General features: G+C 31.7%; 22 protein-coding genes, 1 tRNA gene and 1 CRISPR repeat array (1 of these 24 running past the window's edge). Of the genes, 6 read left to right on the top strand and 17 right to left on the bottom strand.

Going from position 1 to position 25,248, the window contains the following annotated elements; all coding sequences use genetic code 11:
* Nucleotides 1-64 precede the first annotated feature (64 nt).
* The 4 genes from ELQ10_RS06650 to ELQ10_RS06635 all read right to left on the bottom strand — a co-directional run bounded on the left by ELQ10_RS06650 (nucleotide 65) and on the right by ELQ10_RS06635 (nucleotide 2,376).
* A complete protein-coding gene (locus ELQ10_RS06650) occupies nucleotides 65-583 on the bottom strand; it encodes a MotE family protein (RefSeq protein WP_002851265.1) in 519 nt (172 codons plus the stop codon).
* Complete coding sequence (locus ELQ10_RS06645) at nucleotides 576-1,004, bottom strand: flagellar export protein FliJ (RefSeq protein ID WP_134250368.1); 429 nt, start codon at nucleotides 1,002-1,004, stop codon at nucleotides 576-578. Before ELQ10_RS06645 ends, ELQ10_RS06650 begins: the two co-directional genes overlap by 8 nt.
* Nucleotides 1,001-2,251: an adenylosuccinate synthase gene (locus tag ELQ10_RS06640; protein WP_002862151.1), complete on the bottom strand. Its 1,251-nt coding sequence runs from the start codon at nucleotides 2,249-2,251 to the stop codon at nucleotides 1,001-1,003. The genes ELQ10_RS06645 and ELQ10_RS06640 overlap by 4 nt, the downstream gene beginning before the upstream one ends.
* Before the next feature lie 27 nt (nucleotides 2,252-2,278).
* Nucleotides 2,279-2,376 (bottom strand) — tRNA-Sec (locus ELQ10_RS06635).
* Between the two features lie 139 nt (nucleotides 2,377-2,515).
* Between ELQ10_RS06635 and yedE the strand changes: the two genes are divergently transcribed.
* Together yedE and yedF (ELQ10_RS06625) are read left to right on the top strand one after the other, a co-directional pair.
* Nucleotides 2,516-3,724: a selenium metabolism membrane protein YedE/FdhT gene (gene yedE, locus ELQ10_RS06630; RefSeq protein ID WP_134250367.1), complete on the top strand. Its 1,209-nt coding sequence runs from the start codon at nucleotides 2,516-2,518 to the stop codon at nucleotides 3,722-3,724.
* 3 nt (nucleotides 3,725-3,727) lie between these two features.
* Nucleotides 3,728-3,955 (top strand): sulfurtransferase-like selenium metabolism protein YedF, encoded by a 228-nt coding sequence (gene yedF, locus ELQ10_RS06625; protein ID WP_002867050.1) that lies wholly within the window; start codon nucleotides 3,728-3,730, stop codon nucleotides 3,953-3,955.
* Between the two features lie 15 nt (nucleotides 3,956-3,970).
* On the opposite strand, the gene putP is transcribed toward yedF (ELQ10_RS06625), so the two are convergent.
* The 13 genes from putP to nspC form a co-directional block, all read right to left on the bottom strand.
* A complete protein-coding gene (putP, locus tag ELQ10_RS06620; protein ID WP_002921293.1) occupies nucleotides 3,971-5,440 on the bottom strand; it encodes a sodium/proline symporter PutP in 1,470 nt (489 codons plus the stop codon).
* Nucleotides 5,441-5,457: 17 nt separating this feature from the next.
* Nucleotides 5,458-8,946 carry a proline dehydrogenase family protein gene (locus ELQ10_RS06615; RefSeq protein WP_134250366.1) on the bottom strand — a complete coding sequence of 1,163 codons (3,489 nt, stop codon included), beginning with the start codon at nucleotides 8,944-8,946 and terminating at the stop codon, nucleotides 5,458-5,460.
* Between the two features lie 129 nt (nucleotides 8,947-9,075).
* Complete coding sequence (gene selD / locus ELQ10_RS06610; protein WP_134250365.1) at nucleotides 9,076-10,098, bottom strand: selenide, water dikinase SelD; 1,023 nt, start codon at nucleotides 10,096-10,098, stop codon at nucleotides 9,076-9,078.
* 9 nt (nucleotides 10,099-10,107) lie between these two features.
* On the bottom strand, nucleotides 10,108-10,680 hold the full coding sequence (gene yedF, locus ELQ10_RS06605; protein WP_002920020.1) for a sulfurtransferase-like selenium metabolism protein YedF: 573 nt from the start codon (nucleotides 10,678-10,680) through the stop codon (nucleotides 10,108-10,110).
* 111 nt (nucleotides 10,681-10,791) lie between these two features.
* Nucleotides 10,792-12,894: an aspartate chemotaxis receptor CcaA gene (gene ccaA, locus ELQ10_RS06600; protein WP_052834445.1), complete on the bottom strand. Its 2,103-nt coding sequence runs from the start codon at nucleotides 12,892-12,894 to the stop codon at nucleotides 10,792-10,794.
* A 112-nt stretch (nucleotides 12,895-13,006) separates the two neighbouring features.
* A complete protein-coding gene (locus ELQ10_RS06595; protein WP_002855349.1) occupies nucleotides 13,007-13,744 on the bottom strand; it encodes a winged helix-turn-helix domain-containing protein in 738 nt (245 codons plus the stop codon).
* Nucleotides 13,737-14,519, bottom strand: coding sequence for a formate dehydrogenase accessory sulfurtransferase FdhD (fdhD, locus tag ELQ10_RS06590; protein WP_057100773.1), 783 nt, complete (start codon nucleotides 14,517-14,519; stop codon nucleotides 13,737-13,739). The genes ELQ10_RS06595 and fdhD overlap by 8 nt, the downstream gene beginning before the upstream one ends.
* Before the next feature lie 166 nt (nucleotides 14,520-14,685).
* A complete protein-coding gene (locus ELQ10_RS06585; RefSeq protein ID WP_002867229.1) occupies nucleotides 14,686-15,618 on the bottom strand; it encodes a formate dehydrogenase subunit gamma in 933 nt (310 codons plus the stop codon).
* Complete coding sequence (fdh3B, locus tag ELQ10_RS06580) at nucleotides 15,615-16,256, bottom strand: formate dehydrogenase FDH3 subunit beta (protein ID WP_002851264.1); 642 nt, start codon at nucleotides 16,254-16,256, stop codon at nucleotides 15,615-15,617. Before fdh3B ends, ELQ10_RS06585 begins: the two co-directional genes overlap by 4 nt.
* Entirely contained in the window at nucleotides 16,253-19,057 is a 2,805-nt protein-coding gene (locus ELQ10_RS06575) for a formate dehydrogenase subunit alpha (protein ID WP_243833034.1), read from the bottom strand. Before ELQ10_RS06575 ends, fdh3B begins: the two co-directional genes overlap by 4 nt.
* Nucleotides 19,057-19,248: a twin-arginine translocation signal domain-containing protein gene (locus tag ELQ10_RS06565; protein WP_002862162.1), complete on the bottom strand. Its 192-nt coding sequence runs from the start codon at nucleotides 19,246-19,248 to the stop codon at nucleotides 19,057-19,059. Before ELQ10_RS06565 ends, ELQ10_RS06575 begins: the two co-directional genes overlap by 1 nt.
* Entirely contained in the window at nucleotides 19,223-19,936 is a 714-nt protein-coding gene (locus ELQ10_RS06560; protein WP_002851502.1) for a molecular chaperone TorD family protein, read from the bottom strand. Before ELQ10_RS06560 ends, ELQ10_RS06565 begins: the two co-directional genes overlap by 26 nt.
* A 303-nt stretch (nucleotides 19,937-20,239) precedes the next feature.
* Nucleotides 20,240-21,388: a carboxynorspermidine decarboxylase gene (gene nspC / locus ELQ10_RS06555; protein WP_134250364.1), complete on the bottom strand. Its 1,149-nt coding sequence runs from the start codon at nucleotides 21,386-21,388 to the stop codon at nucleotides 20,240-20,242.
* Nucleotides 21,389-21,511: 123 nt separating this feature from the next.
* Here nspC and cueO point away from each other — a divergent pair, with 123 nt between their 5' ends.
* Genes cueO through ELQ10_RS06535 form a run of 4 tightly spaced genes read left to right on the top strand, consistent with a single transcriptional unit; the run spans nucleotide 21,512 to nucleotide 24,917 of the window.
* On the top strand, nucleotides 21,512-23,053 hold the full coding sequence (gene cueO / locus ELQ10_RS06550) for a multicopper oxidase CueO (protein WP_134250363.1): 1,542 nt from the start codon (nucleotides 21,512-21,514) through the stop codon (nucleotides 23,051-23,053).
* Nucleotide 23,054: 1 nt separating this feature from the next.
* Entirely contained in the window at nucleotides 23,055-23,276 is a 222-nt protein-coding gene (locus ELQ10_RS06545) for a MoaD/ThiS family protein (RefSeq protein WP_002932392.1), read from the top strand.
* On the top strand, nucleotides 23,277-23,723 hold the full coding sequence (locus tag ELQ10_RS06540) for a molybdenum cofactor biosynthesis protein MoaE (RefSeq protein WP_002855371.1): 447 nt from the start codon (nucleotides 23,277-23,279) through the stop codon (nucleotides 23,721-23,723).
* A gap of 3 nt (nucleotides 23,724-23,726) precedes the next feature.
* On the top strand, nucleotides 23,727-24,917 hold the full coding sequence (locus ELQ10_RS06535; RefSeq protein WP_134250362.1) for a molybdopterin molybdotransferase MoeA: 1,191 nt from the start codon (nucleotides 23,727-23,729) through the stop codon (nucleotides 24,915-24,917).
* Between the two features lie 113 nt (nucleotides 24,918-25,030).
* Nucleotides 25,031-25,248: direct repeats of the CRISPR family, unit length 36 nt; unit sequence GTTTTAGTCCCTTTTTAAATTTCTTTATGGTAAAAT; it runs 16 nt beyond the window's last position.

Below are 25,248 nucleotides of genomic sequence, written 5' to 3'. Positions count from 1 at the left end.
GAAATAATAGCTTATTTTTGGTAAAAGAATGTTAAAAATGAAAAATTTTCATTCTTTTAATCACCTAATTACTAGCATTATTATCTAAATTTTTCAAAAGTAAAGTAAGCTCGCTAGCTTTTTTTGGATCCATTTTAGATAAAACACCTGAAATTTTACGCGATTCCAAAGAAAGCATTATTTTACTTGCATCCTCTGCATCCATTTGACTTAAAACATCTGCAATGGCTGCATCTTTCATTTGGGAATAAATTTCTTTAACCCTACCTTGAGTTTTATCATTGATTGAATTTAAAATCTTTTGTTGTTCTTCTACAAGCCTTGCGTTTTCAAGCTTTAATTCTTCAATTTTTGCCAAAGTTGCATTAACCTCAGCCTCTTTTTTTTCTAAATTTTCAAGCCTTTCTTTTTGCAAAGCTTCAAAAGAGGCTTTATAAGCTTCTAAAGATTGTCTTGCTTCATCAAATTCTCTAGTTTGCAATTCAATTTGAGCTTTTCTAGCTTCAAAATACTGCTCACAATCTTGTTCAGCTCCAAAAACTACACTTGAAATAAAAACTAACAATATAAATTTTTTAATCATCTTTTTCCCCTTTGAAAAAACGACTGATTGCAATTTCATCTAAAAATTTTTCTTCAGCCTTCGCAAGTTCTTTTTGTTTTTGTTTAATTTCTTCAGTTTCCAAAGCCTTCATTTTTTCATAATCTAAATGCGCTTTTTGATATAAAAACTGATAATGGTTCATTTCTTTTTTAGAAAGTTCTACTTTCTCCTTAGCTCTTGCCAAAACCTCGCGTCCTACTTGCGCCATACTTAAATTTGATCTTAACTCTGCTATAGATCCTGATTTTGGCAATACGCCTAAACTTTCACACTCTTGGCGTGAAAGTTCATAAGCTTTTTCATGTTCAAGCTGTCTTTGTTTGGCTTGATTAAGATTTGATTCTGCTTTATCAAGTTGTTGTTTTCTTACTTTTACAACAGAATTATATTTACTTTTCATAAGATGATAGTATCATCTCTTTCAGGGCTAGTGGAAATATACTTTACTTTAACCCCTGCAAGCTCTTCAAGTCTTGCTATATATTTTTTAGCATTTTCTGGCAATAAATCATAATCTTTTATACCAAAAACTTTATCCCAACCATCCATTTCTTCATAAATAGGTTGAACATTTTCTAAATCACTTGGTATATAGTCGATTTCCATACCCTTATATTCATAAGCACGACAAATTTTTATCTTTTCAAAACCATCTAAAACATCAAGCTTCATCAAAGATAAAGCATCAAGACCATTAAGCCTTGCTGTATATCTTACAGCAACCGCATCAAACCATCCACAGCGTCTTTTACGTCCCGTGCTTACACCAATTTCTTTTCCAATTTGCGCAATTTTTTCTCCATCTTCGCCCTTATCCTCAGTAGGAAAAGCTCCATTTCCCACACGCGTTGCATAAGCTTTTACAATACCTATAATATTTCCCGCTTCTTTAGGATTTAACCCAAGTCCTGTTAAAGCGCCTGCTGAAATAGTACTTGAACTTGTAACATAAGGATAAGTTCCATGATCAATATCAAGCATAGAGCCCTGAGCTCCTTCTAAAAGTACTCTTTTATCTTCATCTAAAGCCTTCCAAAGCATTCTTGTAGTATCTGTAATATAAGGAGTTAAAATTTCATTAAAGCGTTTTAAATCAGCAAGCAATTCTTCAGCACTTGGAATTTCAATTTCAAGCATTTCAAAAAAAGTTTTATTAGCTTCAAAATCTTTCATCAAAGCCTCACAAAGTCTTTGTGGTTCTAAAAGCTCACCAACTCTATGTCCTGTACGATTAATCTTATCTGCATAAGAAGGTCCTATACCCTTACCTGTTGTTCCTATGGCATTTTTGCCTTTGAGTTTTTCTTTTGCAATGTCTATTAAAGAATGATGTTTTAAATTTAAATGAGCTCTATCACTGATATATAATCTACCTTTTAAATTTTCAAATTGAGCCATTTCAGCAATCAATACTTCAGGAGAAACCACAACTCCATTTCCGATAATATTAATACATCTTGGATGCAAAACTCCACTTGGCATAAGATGAAGCGCATATCTTACACCATTTACCCAAATCGTATGTCCTGCATTGTGTCCACCTGCACTTCTGCAAACAAAATCATAATTTTCACATAATTTATCAACTACCTTACCTTTTCCTTCATCGCCCCATTGAATGCCGACAATAATATCTGCTTTGCTCATAAAAATTTCCTTGATTTTACTTAATATTGGCGAGAAGATGAGAGAATCGAACTCCCCAAAGAATAGTCAACTATCCTTTCATCTGATTTGAAGTCAGTGGCGATCACCAGATACGCTAATCTTCCAAAGTGATAATTATAGCGATTTTTAATGAAAAACAAAATAAATTTATCAATATTCTTTTTGACTTCATGTTAAATTTAAGCTATAATCTCACTCTTTTTTAGCATCAAGTTTTGATGATTACATTTTTAGGATCTTTCTTTGAATTCTTTTAAACAAAAATATTTAATCAATTTTTGGGGCAATTCCCGTTCTATGATTGCACTTGGAATTTTAAGTGCAGTGTATTTTGGGATTTTTGGTGGCGTTTGGGCTGTTACTGGAGAAATGACGCGTTGGGGTGGTGAATTTTTAGAACTTTTAGGTATGAATTTAGATGGGTATTCTTATTACCAAAAGCAAAATTTAAATGGAACCCCTTTAACAAGAACTGATGGTATTATGCTCATAGGTATGTTTATAGGTTGTTTAGTAGCCGCACTTTTAGCTAACAAAGTCAAATTTCGTCTACCTGCTAGCAATATAAGAATTTTTCAAGCAATAGTAGGTGGAATTCTTTCAGGATATGGAGCAAGACTTGCATTTGGATGCAATTTAGCTAATTTTTTTACAGGTTTACCTTATTTTTCTTTACACACTTGGCTTTTTACTGTTTTTATGGTTTTAGGAATTTATCTCGGAGTGAAAATTTGCAACACTTCCTTTTTTAAACCTAAAGCTAAATTAGAACGTGTAAATAAAGAAAACTTGCCGCTAAACAAGCAAAGTTTGCGTACAAAATTATATTTTAACTTAGGCATATTACTTTTCATAGCCTTTTTAGTTTGGGTGTTTTATCTTGTTTTTACAAACGGCAATATCAGCACACAAAACAAACAAAGTCTTCTAGCTTTAGCGCTGATTTTTGGTTTTGTTTTTGGCTTTATTATTTCTAGAGGGCAAATTTGTTTTACTTCTTGCTTTAGAGATTTATTTTTATTTGGTAGAGATAATGCTATAAAAGGCGCATTAATTGGCATGATTATCGCTTCTTTAATCGCTTTTGCTTTTATCTTGCAAGGTCATACTAGCAAACTCATAGAACTTTCTCCTGCTGTAGCTGTGGGAGCATTTTTGTTTGGTTTTGGCATAGTTTTTGCCGGAGGTTGCGAGTGTGGTTGGACTTATCGTGCCTTTGAAGGACAAAGTCATTTTATGATAGTAGGAATTGCAAATATAATAGGAACTATGATTTTAGCTTTAAGTTATGACTTTTTACCAAAAGCTTTTAAAGAAGGTATAAAAATCAATCTTTTAACTGAATTTGGCAATTTAAATGGATTTTTTATCAACCTTATTTTATTTATCTTGATGTTTGCTTTTGTAGTATTTTACAAAAAACACTTCTTTAAAAATCAACTTAAAGGATAAACAGTGAAAATTACTTATAGTTTAAATTTACAAGGTGAAGCTTGTCCTTATCCTGCTATAGCAACACTTGATGTCTTACCCAAGCTTCAAAGCGGAGAAATTTTGGAAGTGCTTTGTGATTGCCCACAAAGTATCAATTCCATACCTCAAGATGCAAAAAACCGTGGTTTTAAAGTGCTTGAAATCGATCAAAGTGGACCCACGCTAAGATTTTTAATACAAAAGCCTTAAAAAAGGCTTTTGTTCTCAAAGCTCTTTTAACATCTTTTCATAAGCTGCTTTAGTTCCAGATCTTACATTTGTAAACAAACTTGCAATAATAATTACCACAGAAGCTGCTAAAAACCCTGGAACTATTTCATAAAGACCTGAATTTGCAAAATTCTTCCAAAGCACCACAGTAGCAGCTCCTGTTATCATACCTAAAATCGCTCCTACTCTTGTCATCCTACTCCAAAATAAAGAAAAAAGCATTACAGAACCAAAAGAAGCTCCAAATCCGGCCCATGCATAAGAAACTATACTCAAAACACTTGAGTTTTTATCAGTAGAAATCAAAAACGCTATTACAGCTACTAGTAAAACACCTAATTTACCTAAATTTAATACAACATGACTCGGCGCATCTTCTCTAAAAATCTTTTTATAAAAATCTTCCGCTATAGTAGAACTTGAAACCAACAATTGTGAACTTGCCGTACTCATAATAGCCGCTAAAATAGCACTGAGTAAAATACCTGCTATCCAAGGATTAAATAAAAGCTGCGACATCACGATGAAAATCTTTTCAGGATCTTGCAAACTCAACTCAAATTTATGCACATAAGCTATACCCAAAATACCTATCATACAAGCACTTAAAAGACAAACCGCCATCCAAGCAATACCTATAAAAGTGGCCATAGGAATATCTTTAGTAGAACGAATCGACATAAAACGCACTAAAATATGTGGTTGACCAAAATAACCCAAACCCCAAGCAAGTGCAGATATAATACTTATAACTCCTACTCCTTCGCCCATAGATAAAGCTTGTGGTTTTATTTCTTTTACTATATTCATCGCTTCACCAAAGCCACCTAAATGATAAAGCATAACCAAAGGTACAATAATTAAAGCCATCATCATTAAAAGCCCTTGTATCATATCCGTCCAACAAACCGCCTTATATCCGCCTAAAAAAGTATAAGCAACAATAATAATCGTTCCAGTAGTTAAAGCATAATCATATCTGATACCAAAAGTACTTTCAAAAAGTTTTGCTCCACTTACGAGCCCTGATGAAACATAAAAGGTAAAAAATATCAAAATTACCACCGCACATACGATGCGTAGTATATGTTTATCATCATCAAAACGAGTTTCAAAATAATCAGGAATAGTCAAAGAATTTGCAATCACGCTGGTATAAATTCTAAGTCTTTTTGCCACAAAAATCCAATTTAAACTAGCTCCTATAGTAAGTCCAATTGCAATATAAGAATCTATAAAGCCACTTACATATAAAGCTCCTGGTAATCCCATTAAAAGCCAACCACTCATATCAGAAGCCCCTGCGCTAAGCGCAGATATCACAGGCCCCATAGTACGCCCACCTAGAAAATAATCCTCTGAATTTTTATTTTGCTTATAAAAATAAAAACCTATATAAAGCATCAATAAGGCATAAACTACAAACATCACTGCTATTGGGGTATTAATTTGAACTACTTCCATCAATCTCTCCTTGATCATTAAGATATTGCTCTAATGCCTAAATTTCCATAGCGATGAAAAGATATACTTAAAGCTTTTTCATTAAAATAATTTAAAAGTTCAAAACGACCATTTAACAATGGCTTTTCTCTTATGATGATTTTAGCAAGCTTTGCAGCCTCTTTATAAATCTCATCATTTACATCTGGCTTTGCCAAATAACGCACTCTTTCATATTCTTTAATACTCTTGATAAAATTTTCTTTATTTTCTTTTAAAAATAATACTTTTGCTCCTATACTTTGAACAATTTGCTCTATCATACTAATATCTTGTTCATCATAACTGATACTTAGATCAATATTTGCAATATTTGCACCTAAAACCACCCCTAAAACATCTTTTAAGCTTTCATTTCCACAAAGTCTTAAAACCATATTCTTTATTTTAGTATAAGAAAAAAGATTATCTTCTCCACGTATATTGACATAATCTTTTGAAACACTAAACTCATTTTTATAATGATAAGCATAAGATTGAGACATTTTAATTAAATCGTTCGTAAAATCTTGTGCTTCTTTTAAATCTATTTGTGCTAATTTTTTTGAAAATTTATCTTCAATTAAATGATCATCAAAATCTTCTTGCTTAATCTCTAAAAATTGAGTGATATAATTATAAATTCCCACTTTTCTACCCAAACCTATGGCAGATTTTTTAACCCCTCCAAAAGGTTGACGCAGAACTATAGCCCCTGTGGTTGGTTTATTGATATAAATATTTCCTGCTTCTATATGAGTGTGAAAATACTCCCATTCTCTTTCATCTAAGCTTTCAAAACCTGCAGTTAAACCATAACCTGTAGAATTTACTATATCAATAGCTTCTTTTAAGTCTTTAGCTTTCATTACACTTAAAATCGGTACAAAAAGTTCATTCATATGAGTAAAATCACCCTTTTTGGTACCGTATTTAATACCTGGAGTCATCAAATAAGGATTACCCTCTAAAAACTTAGGTTTTAATGCCCATTCTTCATAAGGTTGTAATTCATCTAAGGCCTTTTGAACTTTAGAACTTGGCTTATCAACTAAAGTACCTAATTTATTTTTAAATTCAAAAGGATTGCCCACTGCCATAGAACTTGCAGCATCTACTAAAGTCTTTTTAAATTCTTCATCATTATAAACTTCTTCCTCTAAGACTAACAAAGAAGTAGCTGAACATTTTTGACCACTATTACTAAAAGCAGAATGAATAATATTTTTAATCGCACTATCACGATCAGCAAATTTAGAAACTATAGTCGCATTCTTTCCGCCAGTTTCAGCACTTAAAAGCAAGGTTGGATTAGCTTTTAACATAGCATAAGCAGTATCCTCTCCTCCTGTAAGAATTGAAAATTTAATCACTTCATCAACAAGTAAATATTTAGAAATATCACTTCCTTTTGAAGGTAAGAAAATCAAAGCGTCTTTTGGAATACCTGCATCCCAAAAACACTTACAAAGCATATAACCTGTTAGAGTTGAAAGTGAAGAAGGTTTGTAAATCACCACATTTCCAGCAGCTAGGGGTGCAGCTATGGTACCCACTGAAATCCCTATAGGAAAATTCCAAGGAGCTATGGTAACCCCTATACCTTTAGGCGTGAATTTAACTTTTGGATTTTGTTTTTTAAGCTCTTCTAAAGAATGTGGGTAAAATTCTATAAAATCAATAGCCTCACTTACTTCAGGATCGATCTCCAAAAAGGTTTTGCCCACTTCTAAAGCTGCCAAACCTATCAAATCCCCTCTTATTTCTCTCATAAGTTTTGCACTTTTAGCTAAAATTTGATAAATTTCATCATGACTTTTTTGTGTAAATTTGGAATTTTTAGCTACTTCTAAAGCTTGTTTGATTTCTTTTTCTCCGGCTAAATAAGCCTTTCCTATCACTCTATCTTCAATCTTATCTTTAACTTCTAAAACATTTAAATTTTCTGCTTTAAAATCAAGCTCACCTATAACAGGATAAACATCATAATCTTTTAAATTTTCATATTTAGCTTTAATTTCTTTAGCCCATGCTCTATTTTGCGCTAAAATAAAATCCGTATCACTTTCGTTGCTAAATTTTTTACTTTCATAAGAACTTATGATATTTGATTCTTTATTTCTATCTTGCTTACGATGAGTGCTATTATCAAGAGTTTTTATACCCTCTAAGGACTTTAAGAAAAGCTCTTTTTGAGCCTTCCAATTTTCATCACCTATTTTAAGATTGAAAAAATAACGCATAAAATTATCTTCACTCGTATTTTCATCAAGGCGTCTTACAAGATAAGCAATGGCATTGTTAAAATGTGCTTCATCGCAAACTGGAGCATAAAGGATTAAATCATGCATTTTGGATAATTCATAAGAACATTGCAAACTCATACCTTCAAGCATTTCAAAAGTAAAAGAATCTAAAGCACCCGCTTCACTTATGCGTGTATAAGCATAAGCAATCTCAAAGATATTATGACTTGCAATTCCTATGTTGATATATTTATAATTATCTCCTTCAAGAATAAAATCAAGCATTTTATTATAATTGCTATCAGTATCTATTTTTTTGTAAAAAGTAGGAAGCTCCCAGCCTTTTTGAGATGCAATGGTTTCTTCACTTTCCATATTAGCACCCTTAACAAAACGGATCTTAATAGGCTTCATACCTTTTAAAACCCTCTCTTTTGAAAAAGCAAAAAGTTTTTTAAGATACTCATAAGAATCAGGAATATAAGCTTGCAAAACAATCCCCGCTTTAATATCAAATTTAGCCACACTTTCTATAAAAGCTGCAACAGTAAGTTCTAAATCTCTAAATTCTTCCATATCAAGATTGATAAATTTAGATACACCTTGTTTTTTCTCTTCTTCTAAGGCTAAAGCATAAAGATAATCTAGTCTTTTTACCACCTCTTCTTTGGAATAATCAAAATCTATAATATTAATTTGTGAAAAAATCGTAGTAATTTTTATGGAAATATAAGTGATATAACTTGATTTTAAAGCCTCTTCATATTTTTGCATACGATATTTACTCTCAGCTTCACCTAAAACCTCTTCGCCGATTAAATTCACATTTAAAGTGATTTTATCTTGCTCTTTTCTTTTTTTAATATGCGGCTCTAAAACACTAGCGTTTGCATCTAGAACCATAGCTTTAGTATCTTCTCTTAAATGTTTGACAAAAAAAGGTACACTTAAATTAGGAGCAAATTTGCCAAAATTTAAAAAACTAAAAAGTAGGAATTTTTCAAAAGTACTAAAAAAATCCGCTATGCCATATTTACTCAAAGTATATTCTATAAGCTCAAAACTTGCATTTTTATCTTTACATCTAAAAGAACGATCTAAAAGTTCTATAAGCATAACTTTATTTTTGGGATTATTAAGAAGTTTTTGCATTTTAGCATGAAATTCTTTTTCAGAATTTGAAATATTGGCTTCTATTTGTCCTTGCAATTCTTCAGCTAAGGCTAAAGCTTTTTGTATCATTTCGTATCTCCTAAGATAAAATAAATTTTAATAAATAATATATAAATAAGATAAAAATAATATTTTAAATCATAGAAAATGTATAAAAAATGATAAAAAAAATTTTAATGGGTATATAAGTAACAAAAATTAAGAAATGATAATATCATTTTCTTGCTTATTTACAACCTTAGCAATAATTTTAGCTTGAATATTTTCATCTTCTAGTTTTTTTAAACATTCTAAGGATTCTTTTTCACTTATAGAAATTAAAAGTCCTCCTGAAGTTTGCGGATCACAAAGTAATAATTTTTCTTCATTTAAATCAGGGATAAGTTCTTTTATAAATTCTAAATTTTTATAAGCTCCAGCAGGAATTAAACCCATATTAAAATACTCTTTTACTCCATCTAAAAAAGGAAGTTCACTTTCAAAAATTTCAAAAGAAATATTTTTATTTAGCATTTCTTTTAAATGTCCTAAAAGTCCAAAACCTGTGACATCACTCATGGCACTTGGATGAAATTTAAGAGCAATTTGACTGGCTTTATAATTTAACTCCATCATACTTTTAAGCATTATATCTAAATGTTTTTGATTTAACATTTGTGCCTTTAAAGCCGTACTTAAAATTCCTGTTCCTAAAGGCTTGGTTAAAATGATACAATCTCCAACTTTAGCCGTATTATTAGCAATAAATTTACTAGGATGTACTTTTCCTGTAACACTAAGTCCAAAAAAAAGCTCAGTGCTTTCTATAGTATGGCCACCCACAACTAAAGCATTGCATTCTTGCACCTTATCATTTGCACCTTCTAAAAGCTCTTTTAAGATATTTACATCATGATTACAAGTATCAAAACCTACTATATTTAAGGCATTAATCACCCCTGCACCCATAGCAAAAACATCGCTTAAAGCATTTGCTGCGGCAATAGCACCAAAATGATAAGCACTATCTACTATAGGAGTGATAAAATCAAGCGTTTGCACCAAAGCTAAATCAGGACTGATTTGATATACGCTTGCATCTTCATTATTTCCGATATCACTAAGTAAAGCAGGAGTTTTTTGCATGAAATTTAAAATTGTTTTAAGACCACCCGGGCTTAATTTCGCTGCTCAACCTGCTGCTTTAACAAAATGGGTTAAATTTTGATTTTTATATTGCAGTGTTTTTCCTTATAGAGTAATGATTTTTGCTTTACCAAAAAGCTCGTTTAAAATTTCATAAGCATTGCCTATATTTCCTATTTTAAGTTCTTTGCTTTTATTGAAAAATTCCAAACAAGCTCCGCAACTTATGATCTCAATACCTAAATTTTCAAGTTCTTTCATAGCTAAATGTGCTTTATGATTTTCATCAACATTGATTAAAACACTTTCATTTACGCAAAGAATTTTACTTGGAGTATGATCTAAATTTTTTAAGGTACTTAAAAATCCTACAAGTAAATTTTGTCCCAATTCACCCTCACCCACTTTGTCGGTTTTTAAAAATAAAACATTATAATCGTGAATATTTACTTCACTAGAATTAAAATTCTTTTTTTGTACTTTGATGCAAAACTCTTGTGCATTTTCATCTACAACAGGGTTTAAATTTAAAGAGTTAAGAAATTTTACAACATTATTTTTTGAAATAATAGAATTTAAAACAATTTCTAAAATTTCATTTTCTTGAAGTTTTTCAAGAGCGTTTTTTGTTTCAACTATAGGCTGAGGACAAGAAAGATTGCGACAATCAATTTTCATTATTTTTCCTTGATATTAGCTTTGAAAAATAATATTATTTTATTACTTGTTTTGTGTTTAAAAATTTTAAATAATATAGAAAAAATTTAAAAGCTCAAAAATGAGCTTTTTTTAAAATCTTTTTTTATTCACATCTTCAAGAATTGCCGCAGCAATTTGATTGACTTCATTTGTTATATTATTGGTAACATTTGCAACTTCGACATTTTCCTTAGTTACAGTTTCAAGTTGTGCTATAGCATCGTTAATCTGTGTGATTCCTGCTGTTTGTTCTTTTACAGATTCTGCTACTTCATTTACGCTTTGAACAAGTATATTAATATTTGCCTCGATTTCAGATAAGGATTTTCCTGTTCTTTCCGCAAGCTGTCTTACCTCATCTGCAACAACTGCAAAACCACGCCCATGTTCTCCAGCACGTGCAGCTTCAATAGCTGCATTTAAAGCAAGAAGATTCGTTTGCTCAGCGATATCTTTAATCACATTGACAATATTTTTTATATCATCAGCTTGCGAAGCAACCTCAACTGTTTTTCCACTTACATTTTGCATAGAAGAATTAATCTCCTCTACAGCTGCAGCCGATTGTTCTAAAGAACTCGCTTGTGCATTAGAGCCATCAGCAAGTTTTTGCATAGAATTTTTTAACTCTTCTGACTGATTGGCTAAATCTTTAGCAAAATTTGAAGAAGCTACAAGCATCTTTTTAATTTCTTTACCTAAAATATTAGTTGTAATCTCAACTTCGCCTTTAGCATCAAATACTTCTGTGCTAAAATCAAGCGCTTTATAACTATCAAAAACTCTATTAATTTCATTCATATTAGAACCAATTTTACTTTGCAAAACATCAAGCATTCTATTAAGAACATTTTTAAGTTCTACTAATTGAGGGTTTATAGGATTTTTAGTAATTCTTGCAGTTAAATTACCTTTTTCGATTTCCCTAGCAGTTTGCACCGATTCATCTACAGCATTTTGATCTTGTTCTAAAGATATTTGAATCTTTTCAATATTTTCATTTATGATTCTGCCCATTGCTCCTAGCTCATCATTGGCACGAATTTCAATAGCCTTAGGTTCAATTTTTTCATGGTTTAAAAAACGGAAAAATGATTCTAAAGAACTAAGAATCACAGGCAATCTAGATGCGACAATTTTTCTTACGCAATAATAAACCACTCCTAAAACAACAAAAATAAAAATAAAAGATGCACCAATAATAATTAATTGTAATTTTTTCAAAGGTTCAAAAACTGAATATTTAGGGGCAGTTACCAAAACCGTCCAAGAACTATCTTGCACTTTAAAACTATTAATCGCAGCATAAGAATCATCACCGTCAAAAGCTATATAGTTAAAAACTCCATTTTTTCCTTCACTCATAGCCTTATAAGTCTCTTGTGCACCTTTATTAGGATTGACATCTTTTAAATTTTTTAAAACCAAATTTTTATTAGGATGAATTGCAACAAGACCATCTGAATTTAAAAGAATTCTTAATTCTCCATTATATTTTTGACTCTTAGGGTCTAAAAGATAAGTAGCAATAGCCGAAAAATCCAAAGTCATACCGATAACACCTACAACTTGATTTTTTCGATCAAAAATAGGCATAGCAACATTTACAGCATCAAAATCTTGACCTTCTAAATTCATCTTAATAGGACGGCCTATATATACTTTATTTTCCCCATATTTTGCTTTTTTTAATATATCTTGCACAACTTGCAGATTAGCTATTTCATCACTAGCTTGTATTGCTTTTATTCCGCCTTTATTATCCTTTTCTTCATCAGCGTAAAGCATGACAAATTTTCCACTTTGAGTATTGAAAAATTTACTCTCTTCTTTAAAGTATTCTGGCGGATCGATAAGATACAAATAAGTAAAATTAGAATAAGCACTATTATCGAAAGTATTGGTTATAATATTTGTTATATTATCTATATCTAAATCTTCTTTAGAGGTTGATCTAAACATTTCTGTTAAAGTACCTGAAATACTTTTATTTAAAGCGATCATTTCCCCAAAAATTCCTTGAGTTTGGGTAGCATATTCTTTCGTGATAGAAGCAAGAATATCTTCTGTATTTTTAGTAATATTTTGACTTACTTGTTTTGTGATTAATGAAATTAAAATAACAAGTCCAATAACAACAACAGTTGCCACAGAAAAAATAAGTTTTAAACCTATATTTAAAGATTTAAACATCTTATAACTCCTAAAAAATAAAAAATTTAGATTCTAATTTTAACATATTTTTAAAAAAATAATATTAATTAATTATAAAAATATTATGTATTAGTATTTTTTGATAGAAGATTTATTTTTTTCCTTTTAAAAATAGTTCTTTAAAGCGTTTATTAGCGTATTCTTCTATATCTTTTTGTAAAATAGAGTAATTTTCCATTAATTCCAAAGCTCTAGGAGTAAGTTTTGTTCCTGATTCTTTAGAGCGTCCTTGCCTTGTGCTAACTAAGATTTCTTGAGAATTTTTTTGTAAGGTTTGTAAATGCATCCAAGCTTTTTTATAATTAATCCCCATAAGTTTAGAAGCATGCAATAAACTACCTGTTTGTCCGATAAGTTCTAAAAGTTCTGTTTTTCCTCGTCCAAAAAGCAAATCTCCATCCGCATTTTCAATCCAAGTTTTTGTTCTTACTATAAATTGCTTACCTTTTTTTTCTTTAAAACAACCAAGTTGACAATACTTTACATCAACCTTATAAGCTTTTAAAGCTGAACGCATACTTTTAAGCCCACAACCTTCTTTAGCAATATCTCTTGCATCTTTACAAAAAATTCTACGCTTTTCATCTAAACTAGGTTCTATTTTTTTAAGCACTTCAATCTTTGCTTTTTCAAAATCTAAATGTCCAAATTGCCCCAACTCGCAATTATCGATTCTCATGTGATTTTCATCGGCTAATTGTCCGATTTTTTCTATATTTACATTAAATTTCTTTGCAATTTTAAAAGCCGTACCACAATCTAATTTTTCATTACTATTTAACAATTCTCTCATATATGAGATGATTTCTTTTTCTTGATTTTTATCCATGAATTCTAAATTCTCCACTATAAATATTAATCTTATTTTCTCTAGCAAAACCACAAAGCGTTAAATCAAATTTTCTTGCTATCATAACTCCTAAACAAGTAGGAGCCGTGCGTGAAACAAGCACTGGAATTTTATGCATAACTGCTTTAGCTACCATTTCAGAACTTAGCCTTCCACTAACCATTAAAAAACATTGACTTAAATCAACCCCAGCTAAACGTGCTTTTCCTAAAGCTTTATCTATGGTATTATGCTGAGCTATATCTTCACCTATAAAAAAAGTTTTCTCATCTACAAAAAGCTTAGCCGTATGTACACAGCCTGTTTTCTCATAAAGTTCGCATTGAGTATAAAAAGTACTCATTTGTTTTAAAATTTCATCTTTGCTAAATTTTGCATCAGAACTAATTTTACTCGCTTCAATAGCTTCTGGATCGATATTGGCAGTATGTGCTCTACCGCAACCACTTATAACTACACCTTCAGCATTAAGCTTTGCTAAATTTTCTTTATCAATCTTTGCTTTAATATGCACACTCATACCATCATCTTTTGTTTCTATGCTCTCAATATCACTTACTTTCGCAATGATATTTTCACTCATTAAATATCCTATTGCTAATGCCTGTTCATCTACAGGAGTTGCCATTAAAGCACCTACTCTTTCATCATTAATAAAAATTTCAAGCTTAATTTCACGCACTAAAGTATCATCACATGTAAAAGAATTATTACCTTTATATTTTAAAATTTGAGTTGTAAATAACGGATCCATACCTTATCCTTTAAATATCTTTAAATAATATTATATCAAAAAAACATAAATAACAAATTTATATATGGAAAAATAGATTTTAGATTCAACTTGTAAAATAAAATTCGTTCTATTTATTTCAAAAAAGCTTAAAACTACCGCTATGCAATAACATAGCGGTTAAAGATTAAATTTTTACATTAGGATCATAAGAAAAACTAGGTTCAATTTGCTTTTTATTGCTTAATTCTTTATACCAATAAGAATGTAAAATATAAACCTCTTCTTCTTCTTTATAACCACTAATCATAGAATGGATACTGCCTTTGATTGCAAATACTGCCATATAAATATGCACGCCAAAAAACACTGCACACACTATGCCTAAGAAATTATGCACTATAGCTGAAATTCTTAAAAGTTCAATTTGAGTTAAACCAAAAAGACCTTGAATTGCCGTGGAATTAAAATCAAGAAAATACATAAATCCGCCTGTAATTATCATCAAAAATCCACCAAATACAGCTATATAATACCAAGATTTTTGACCAAAATTAAACTTACCTGCAGGTACAGGACGTTTTACTTTGCTTAAATAACCACCTACTATCATCATCCATCTGATATCATAACTTGCAGGAAGCATTCTTTTAATCCACCATAAAAACATAGGGATTATAGAGATGATAAATAAAACCGTTGCAAAAGCATGTAAATTTTTACAAACCCTTACAAAAAGTCCGCCTCCAAAAGTCGCCCCAAACATCATCACAAAACCAGTTGGCACTAAAATCACCCAAGAAATTGCCGCGATAAAATGAAAAAGTCTTTCAAATAATGTAAAAGCATAAATTTTCTTTCCATCGTGTGAAAATTGCTTAGGTCCTATAACCATATAATGCAAAGCAAATGCAGATAATACCGCAATAACAGCGATTAAAGCTATAGTAGCTATATATTCACCTTGCAAAGTTGTCCAAAGTTTGCCAAAAGTATCATAATTTGGGATATTTGTAATACGATGAAAATCCCAAATTTGAGTATCTTGTCCCATTCTCTCGCTACCATAAGCAAATAAACTTACCACGCTTAACAAAAGCGTTACAAATACTTTTCTCATAAGCGTTCCTTTCCTGTGTAAGCAATCTTCCATTCCAAACTTTCCGAAGGATTTGGAATGCCATAATTTCTATTCATAAGTCTATTATGATAAATCTCTTCTATTTTAGAACTTTCACCTACTAAAAGTGCTTTTGTCGAACACATCGCAGCACATACAGGAACTTTTCCTTCTGCGATACGATTTTGACCATAAAGTTCTCTTTCTTTTTCTGAATTCGTTGCTTCAGGGCCACCTGCACACATAGTACATTTATCCATAATTCCTTTATTTCCAAAAACACTATCTTTTGGAAATTGTGGTGCACCAAAAGGACAAGCATAAAGACAATATCCACAACCTATGCAAATTTCTTTATCATGCAAAACAATACCATCAGCACGGATGTAAAAACAATCCACAGGACAAACGATAGAACAAGGAGCATCATCACAATGCATACAAGAAATAGAAGTTGAAACTTCTTTTCCTTGAATTCCTTCATTTAAAGTAATCACACGGCGGCGGCGAATATGAATAGGAAGCTCATGTGCTTCATCACAAGCTACCGCACAACCATTACAATCAATACAACGCTCATTATCACAAAAGAATTTCAAGCGTTCTTTTTCTAAATTTGCAAAATTTACCTTACTCATTTTCCATCCTTACTGATTCTACAAAGCCCACCTTTAGTCTCTGGAATCTGACACATGATATCATAACCATAATTTGTTACCGTATTAGCACTTTCTCCACTTGCATAAGGTTTTGTTCCTTTAGGGAAATTGTGCGTTAAATCCACGCCTTGCATAACTCCTGTAAAATGGAAAGGCAAGAAAATCATATCTTTTGCTACACCTGGATTAACCTTCACTCTTACATGAATTTTAGTACCTTCTGGAGAATGTACCCAAATCATATCTCCTGCTTTAATGTCTTGCTCTTTTGCTAATTCAGGATTGATCTCACAAAACATTTCAGGTGTTAAACGCGTTAGATACATAGATGCTCTATTTTCCATACCTGCACCATTTAAATTCACAAGTCTTGCAGTAACAAGATTAAGCGGGAATTCTTTAGAATAATCCTTAGCTTGTTGCACAGACACAAATTTAGTATCCACGCGGTAAAGCGCTTTTTGATCTTCAAAACTTGGATATTTTTGCACCAAATCGTTTCTTGGAGAATGTAAAGGCTCACGGTGGAGTGGAATTTTATCTTTAAAAGTCCAAACTACAGCTCTAGCTTTAGCATTTCCATAAGGAACTATGCCTTTTTCTATACATTTAGTTGCTATGATATTGCTATCATCATAAGACCAAGTTGATCCCATTTTTTCTTTTTCCTCTGCACTTAAAGTAATGCCTAAAACTTTTTCTATATTATCTTTAGTAATTTGTGGATAACCTGTATCAATAGGTGAATTTAAAGGCGCATTTTTAGCAAGTAAACTCTCTCCTTCATACTCAAGTCCAAAATTGTTTCTAAAGCCCATACCACCTTTTGCGACTTCAATGTCGGTATTATAAAGCACAGGAGAACCTGGATGCTTATCACTCCAACAAGGCCAAGGAAGCCCGTAGTACTCGCCAGCAACTTCGTCTTTTCCTTCTAAAGTTACCTCATCAAATTTATCCCAGTATAAAGTATGCTTTTTAAGCCTTTCAGGACTCCAACCATTAAGCCCTATACTTCTAACCGCTTTTGCAATTTCTCTTGTTGCATTTTCAGGCCAAACAATCTCACCTTTTTCATCGCGTAAAGTCTTAGTAAAGTCTTCATAAAAGCCTAATTTTTTAGCAAGCTCAAATAAAATTTCTTGATCTTCCATGCTTTCATAAAGTGGATCTACAACTTTAAATCTCCATTGTCCGCTACGATTTGTTGCTGTTACACTTCCGCTTGTTTCAAACTGTGTTGCTGCAGGTAAAAGATAAATTCCATCTTTTCTTTCTGCAATAATCCCTGCTTCATTTACAAAAGGATCAGCTAAAACTAAAAGCTCTAAAGCTTCCAAACCTTCTTTAACTTTTACTTGTTGTGCAGTCGAAGTGATACCATTTCCCATAACTACTAAAGCTTTTAAAGGCGTTCCTGCATTATCGATAGCATCATTGCCATCTTTTCCATTTAAAGCCGCTGCCCACCATCTAGCAAGTGAAAGTCCGGTTTTATGCATCCAATCTTTGCTTACAAAATTTCCTAAAAGCCACTCATAATCCACGCCCCAAATTTTGGCATAGTATCTCCAAGTCGCTTCATTTAAAGGATAATAACCTGGTAAATTTTCACTCAAACAAGCCATATCTGAAGCACCTTGAACATTATCGTGTCCGCGTAAGATATTAACTCCACCACCAAATTTACCTATATTTCCAAGTACCATTTGCACAATAGGTGCTAAACGTGTATTTGAAGTTCCTACAGTGTGTTGAGTTAAACCCATAGCCCAAATAAGCGTAGTTGGTTTGTTTTTAGCTACTTCGTGAGTGATTTGCACCAAAAGTTCTTTAGAGATCCCTGTAACATTTTCTACTTCTTCGGCTGTCCATTTTGCTGCTTCTTCACGAATTTTATCAATTCCAAAAACTCTTTCATCAAGATATTTTGTATCTTCTAAGCCTTCATCAAAGATGATTTTTAGCATTCCATACATGAAAGCAATGTCAGTTCCTGGACGAATTCTTGCATAAATATCCGCTTTTGCCGCACTTTTTGTAAATCTAGGATCTACAACGATAAGCTTTGCACCTTTTTCTTTTGCTTTTAAGAAGTGTCTAAAACCCACAGGATGATTTACCGCTGGATTTGCCCCAATGATAATGATACATTTACTTCTTTGAATGTCTCCAAGATGGTTTGTCATAGCGCCATAACCAAATGTATTCGCCACACCGGCGACTGTTGCGCTGTGTCAAATTCTAGCTTGATGATCTACATTGTTTGTTCCAAAAAACGCTGCAAATTTACGCACATAATAAGCTTGTTCATTGCTCATTTTTGCAGAACCTAAAAACATAACACTTTCAGGATTTTCTTTACGATAAGCAGCTAGTTTTTCTCCAATCTCACTTAAAGCTTGCTCATAACTTATGCGTTTCCATTCTCCATTTTCTTTTTTCATAGGATATTTTAAACGCACATGTGAACGCACCATATCGATCATATCAGATCCCTTGCAGCAATGTCCACCTGAACTCACAGGATGATCTTGAGCGATTTCTTGACGCACCCAAACACCATTTTGCACTTCTGCAATAATCCCACAGCCTACAGAACAGGCTGTACAAACTGTTTTTACTTTTTTACTACCTTCATAAGCTTCTTTAAGCTCATCAGCACTCGCTTCTCTTAAAGTTTCACTTCTAGCAAGCAACGGTGTTGCTAGGCTTGAAAGTGCTGCCATTTTAAGAAAAGAACGACGCGTAAGCTTGATATTTTCACCTACACTTGACATTACTCAGCCTTTATATAATAATTTTCCCAATTAGCACTTCTTTGAAAAAGCACTTCTTTTTTCTTACTTTTACCTTTAACCAAATCTTTTCTTTCTTTATCTTTAGCTAGAGCTAAAGTTGTGCTACCAAGCACTCCAGCAGCCCCTAAGGCAAAAGCGGATTTTTTAAGAAATTCCCTGCGATTTTTCACGAGTCCTCCTTTGTTTATTTGCTTCTCTTCTTAAAAATTCCGAACGCGATAGATCATTTTGCACTTTTTTAGAATTTATTTTTGCAGGTTTTTCCACTTCAAAGCAAAGTCTTTCAAATTCCATAAAAGCCGATGCAATACTTGCAATTTCCTTATATAAATTCGCATTTTTATTCATGAAAACATCGCCTAAAAACTCATCAATGCTTTTATTGATCACTTTTTCAAAAAGCTCTTTGGCTAAATCATCTTCATTTTGCCTTAAAAATTCACTCATCAACAATAAACAAAATCCAACACTATCTTCACTTTCTTTAAAAAATTTTTCATTGCGTCTTATTTTACTTTTGACTAAAATTTGACGCACACAAAGTAAAGGATTTGAATTTTCAAAACCTTCTTCTATGTAAGAAAAAGTCGTTGGAATGCTGTTTTTAAGACTTAAAAAAAGCAAATCGTATTCTTTAAAAAATGCTTGTATAGAATTTTCATCATCTAAATGCTTAAGCAAGATATCAAAATTTGATTTTAAATTTTCATCAAATAAACATTCTTGCATTGTCTTTAAATACTCTTGTAATTTTGACAATCTTTCTTCAGAAAATGAAAAAACAAAAAGCTCTCCTAGACATTGATAATAAAGACTTCTAGCTAATCTTAATTTTTCCAAATCCATTAAAGCCCCCATGCATTCAAAATTTTCAAAAATAGCTTTAAATTTTGCTTGAATGAATATTATGCAAAATATACCTAATATTCATTTTAAAGCCGATTTTTAAATCGATTTATCTTAATACTATTTGATTTAAAAATCACTGAATTTCAATAAAATTCCACAAGGATTTAAAATCTTAAAAAATCATACCAAAGTATTGAAAATTAGATATTTGAGTTGATTTTATATTTGAAAAAATAAAATACTTTGCATAAAATTTATATCTTTGATTCTCTTACGAGTAAAATTAATATTTTATGCAAATTATAAATAATACTAATTTCTTAAAGAATAATCCTTATAAGAAAATTCTCTTATCATTTGAAGTTCATTTTTATGGTCTAAAAGCATGAGATTTGGAAGTCTTATACCATTAAAAGTTGTGTTTTTCACAATGGTGTAATGAATTTGATCTAAAAAAACAATTTTATCGCCGATTTTAAGCTTTTTATCAAAGGCGTATTCTCCCATTACATCGCCCGCTAAACAAGTATTTCCGGTTAGTAAATAGGAAAATTCGTTTTCTTTTAAGTCTGAAATTTTTTCATTTTCTCTCGTGGCTAAAATTCTAGCATTTAAAACTTCACTTGTATAAGGCATGATGATAGTATCTGGCATATGTGCTTCGCTTGAAGTATCTAAAATAGCAATTTGTTTTTCATTTTCTATGATATCTACTACACTAGCAACCAAATTTCCTGTTTGCCAACCCACCGCTTCACCTGGTTCAAGATAAACTTGTACACCATATTTATCGCTGAAATTTTTACACAAAGCAATAAGTTTTTCAACATCATAGCCTTTTTTAGTGATGTGATGTCCTCCTCCAAAATTCACCCATTTCATTTGCCCTATCCATTTACCAAATTTCTCTTCAAAGACCTTTAAAACAGCTTCTAAAGCGTCAGCACTTTCTTCACAAAGTGCGTGAAAATGAAGTCCTTCTATAGCATTTAAATCCACATTTTCAAAATCTTTAGCACGAATTCCAAGTCTTGAGTATCTTCCACAAGGATTGTAAAGTTCTTTTGGGGCTAGAGAAAATTCAACATTACAACGAAGACCTAAGGAATTTTTTTGTGTTTTGCTTTGAAATTTATGAAATTGAGCTAAAGAATTAAACACTATATGATGAGATAAACTGGCTATTTCACCTATTTCATCTTCTTTAAAAGCAGGTGAATAAGTATGAATTTCTTTATCCATGTATTCTTTAGCAAATTTTGCTTCCCAAAGTCCGCTACAAGTACAACCTTTTAGGTATTCTCCAACAATTTTCATCGCTCCTGAAAAAGCAAAACCTTTTAAAGCTAAAAGCACTTTAGCACCACTTTTTTCACCAACACTTGCTAAAAGCTCACAGTTTTTTCTTAATTTATCTTCTTCTAAAATATAAGCTGGAGTTTGAATTTTTTCATAAAACATTATTTTTCCTTGATTAAATTGCTAAAATCATAACAAAATTAAACCAAATTTTCAAAATAAATATTTACTAAAACTAAAAAAATAATGACTATAATACAAAAAATCAAGCAAAAGGAAAAACTAATGAATAGAAGAAATTTTTTAAAATTTAATGCACTTACTCTAGCAAGTATGGGTGTAGCCTATGCAAATCCTATGCACGATATGCACTCCATGCATAAAAATCATTCTATAAATCATGACTTAGATACTTCTTTTATCAACTTTGCTCCAAAAAATTTAAAACTTTTAGATCTAAAACAATTCCCCCAAGGAGAAATTTTAAAAGCCTTGCCTTTGCTCAAAAATGAAAGTAAAGAAAAAAATATTTTTCGTGCTACCCTAGAAATCAAAGAAAATCATATAGAGCTTATCAAAGGTAAAAAAACCTTATTTTATACTTACAATGGCCTCGTGCCTGCTCCAAAAATAGAAGTTTTTGAAGGAGATAAACTTGAAATTTTAGTCAAAAACAAACTCAAAGAAGCTACAACTATACATTGGCATGGCGTTCCTGTGCCACCTGATCAAGATGGAAGCCCACATGATCCTATCTTAGCAGGAGAAGAAAGAATATATCGTTTTGAAATTCCTCAAGATAGCGCAGGAACTTACTGGTATCATCCACACCCTCATTATACCACTTCTAAACAAGTTTTTATGGGTTTAGCAGGGGCTTTTGTGATCAAAGCAAAAAAAGATGCTTTAAGTCATTTAAAAGAAAAAGATTTGATGATTAGCGATTTGCGTCTTGATGAAAACGCTCAAATTCCAAACAACAACCTAAATGATTGGCTAAATGGTAGAGAAGGAGAATTTGTACTCATCAATGGACAATTTAAACCTCAAATCAAACTCGCCACAAACGAACGCATACGCATTTATAATGCTACTGCGGCAAGATATTTAAATTTACGCATACAAGGAGCTAAGTTTATACTTGTTGGTACTGATGGTGGACTTATAGAAAAAACTATTTATAAAGAAGAACTTTTCTTAAGTCCTGCTTCTCGCGTAGAAGTTTTAATCGACGCTCCAAAAGATGGGAATTTTAAGCTAGAAAGTGCTTATTATGATAGGGATAAAATGATGGTAAAAGAAGAACCTAATACCCTATTTTTAGCTAATATTAGTCTAAAAAAAGAAAATGTAGAACTTCCAAAAAATTTAAAAATTTTCAAACCTTCAGAAGAACCTAAGGAATTTAAAGAAATAATCATGAGTGAAGATCATATGCAAATGCATGGTATGATGGGAAAAAGTGAAAGCGAATTAAAAATCGCTCTTGCGTCTATGTTTTTAATCAATGGCAAAAGCTATGATTTAAAACGCATTGATTTAAGCTCCAAACTTGGAGTAGTTGAAGACTGGATAGTGATAAACAAATCTCACATGGATCATCCTTTCCATATACATGGCACGCAATTTGAACTCATCTCATCAAAACTCAATGGAAAAGTTCAAAAAGCCGAATTTAGAGCCTTAAGAGATACTATAAATGTGCGTCCTAATGAAGAATTAAGACTTAGAATGAAACAAGATTTTAAAGGACTTAGAATGTATCATTGCCATATTTTAGAACATGAAGATTTAGGAATGATGGGAAATTTAGAAGTAAAGGAATAAAATGGTAAAAGTGGAATTTTTAGGCCCCATAAATAAAGACAATTTAGAGTTTGAGGTAAAAAATTTAAAAGAATTAAAAGAAATTTTGCAAAAAGATGAGAGTTTAAAAGAATGGCTAGAACTTTGTGCCGTATCTTTAAACGATGAAATCATTTTTGATGAAAACACTAAGTTAAAAGATGGTGATAAAATAGCACTTTTACCGCCAGTTTGTGGGGGTTAAATGGAACATTTTACACTCTATCAAGGTTCTTTAGATATTCCTAAAATTTATAGCCAATGGTATGAATTTGCCAAGGATAAAAACTGCGGTGCTTTGCTGACTTTTTGTGGTATTGTGCGTGAAGAAGGAGGCATTGAGGCACTTAGTTTTGATATTTATGAACCGCTTTTAAAAAAATGGTTTGATGAGTGGCAAAAAAGAGTAGATTTTGATGGTATTAGCTTACTTTTTGCTCACTCTATAGGCGATGTGGCGGTTCATGAAAGCTCTTATTTTGCAGGAATTTTAAGCAAACAAAGAAAATTAGGACTTAAACTTCTTAATGAATTTGTTGAAGATTTTAAAGCAAGTGCACCCATTTGGAAGTATGATGTGATAAACAAAGAAAGAATTTATGCCAAAGAAAGATCAACCAAACTTTGCGGTGCAGGACTTTTAAAAGGATAAAAAATGTTAATGTCTTATGAAGAAAGTTTAAAAATTTTACACTCTCATATTAAAACCTATGAAAAGATTGAAAAAATAGCCCTTACAGAGTGTTTAGGACGCATTTTAGCTCAAGACATAAAAGCACCTAAAAATCAGCCCGAATTTCCAACTTCGGCTATGGATGGTTATGCGATCAAATTTGAAGATCAAGATAAGCCTTTAAAAATTTTAGGCCTCACACCTGCGGGCACTATGCCACAATTTAGCGTGCAAAATGGCACTTGTGTAAAAACCTTTACAGGCTCACTCATGAGCGAGGGAAGTGATACTTTAGTCCCTGTTGAAAATGTACGCGTAGAAAATGATACTCTTTTTATAGAAAAAAAAGTTCCCCAAGCTTTTGCCGTGCGTGCGGTAGGAGAAAACTATAAAAAAGATGAAATTTTACTCAAAAAAGGCACAAGGTTAAATTATAGCGAGATAGCTCTTTTAGCTGAACTTGGATTTTTTCACATTGGTGTGTTTATAAAGCCTATTGTAGGGGTTTTAAGTAGCGGAAGTGAGATCAAAGATCTAGGAGAAGCCTTGGAAAATCCTGCTCAAATCCGCTCTTCAAATCATATCGCCATAGCTAATTTAGCTAAAAATCTAAATTGCGATACAAGGGTTTTTCCACTTTTAAAAGATGATGAAAAAGCTACTTTTTCTACCCTTGAAAGTGCTTTGCAAAGTTGTGATATTTTGATTACAACAGGCGGAGTTTCTATGGGAGATTTTGACTTTTTAAAAAAAGCTGTAAAAGAATACGAAATCATCATCGATAAAGCCGACATAAAACCAGGTAGACATATCAAAATAGCCAAGGCTAATGAAAAATTCATCATCGCCTTACCAGGTTTTCCTTACTCGGCTATGGTAATGTTTAATCTTTACGCAAGAGAGATTTTAAACTCTTGGTTACTTCAGCCTAAAGACTATATTTGCAAAGCCTTTTTACAAGGAAGCTACAAGAAAAAAACACCTTATTTGGAATTTGTCGCTTGTAATGTGGAATTTAAAAATGGACGCATTTTAGCCAATCTTGAAGGTAAGAAAGAAGGCTCTAGTGCGATTATAAACAATCTTAACAATAAAGCTGCCCTTATGGTGGTACCAAAAGAATGTGAAATGTTAGAAAATGAAAGTTTAGTGGATATTATCTTTATGCCTTAAAATTATTTAAATAATTTTATTTCGATTTTAATCAACCCTAAATTTCAATAAGTTTCAAATTTGCAACCTCCTTTTAGTGGAGTAATTAGCCCTAGCAGAGTTTCAATCCACTAGGGTTAGTCCCTTTTTAAATTTCTTTATGGTAAAATTCCATTCTCATAAAATATTTAGCCATTATTGTTTTAGTCCCTTTTTAAATTTCTTTATGGTAAAATTGAAATTCATAATATAGAATATGAGGCAAAGTTTTAGTCCCTTTTTAAATTTCTTTATGGTAAAATGTTATAATTATATATATAAGTTATAAACTTGTTTTAGTCCCTTTTTAAAT

This window comes from Campylobacter sp. US42a, from assembly GCF_004379055.1.
In the GTDB taxonomy this organism is placed as follows: domain Bacteria; phylum Campylobacterota; class Campylobacteria; order Campylobacterales; family Campylobacteraceae; genus Campylobacter_D; species Campylobacter_D jejuni.
The sequence above is the reverse complement of the archived record's forward strand: the minus strand, read 5'-3'. Positions and strand labels throughout refer to the sequence as shown.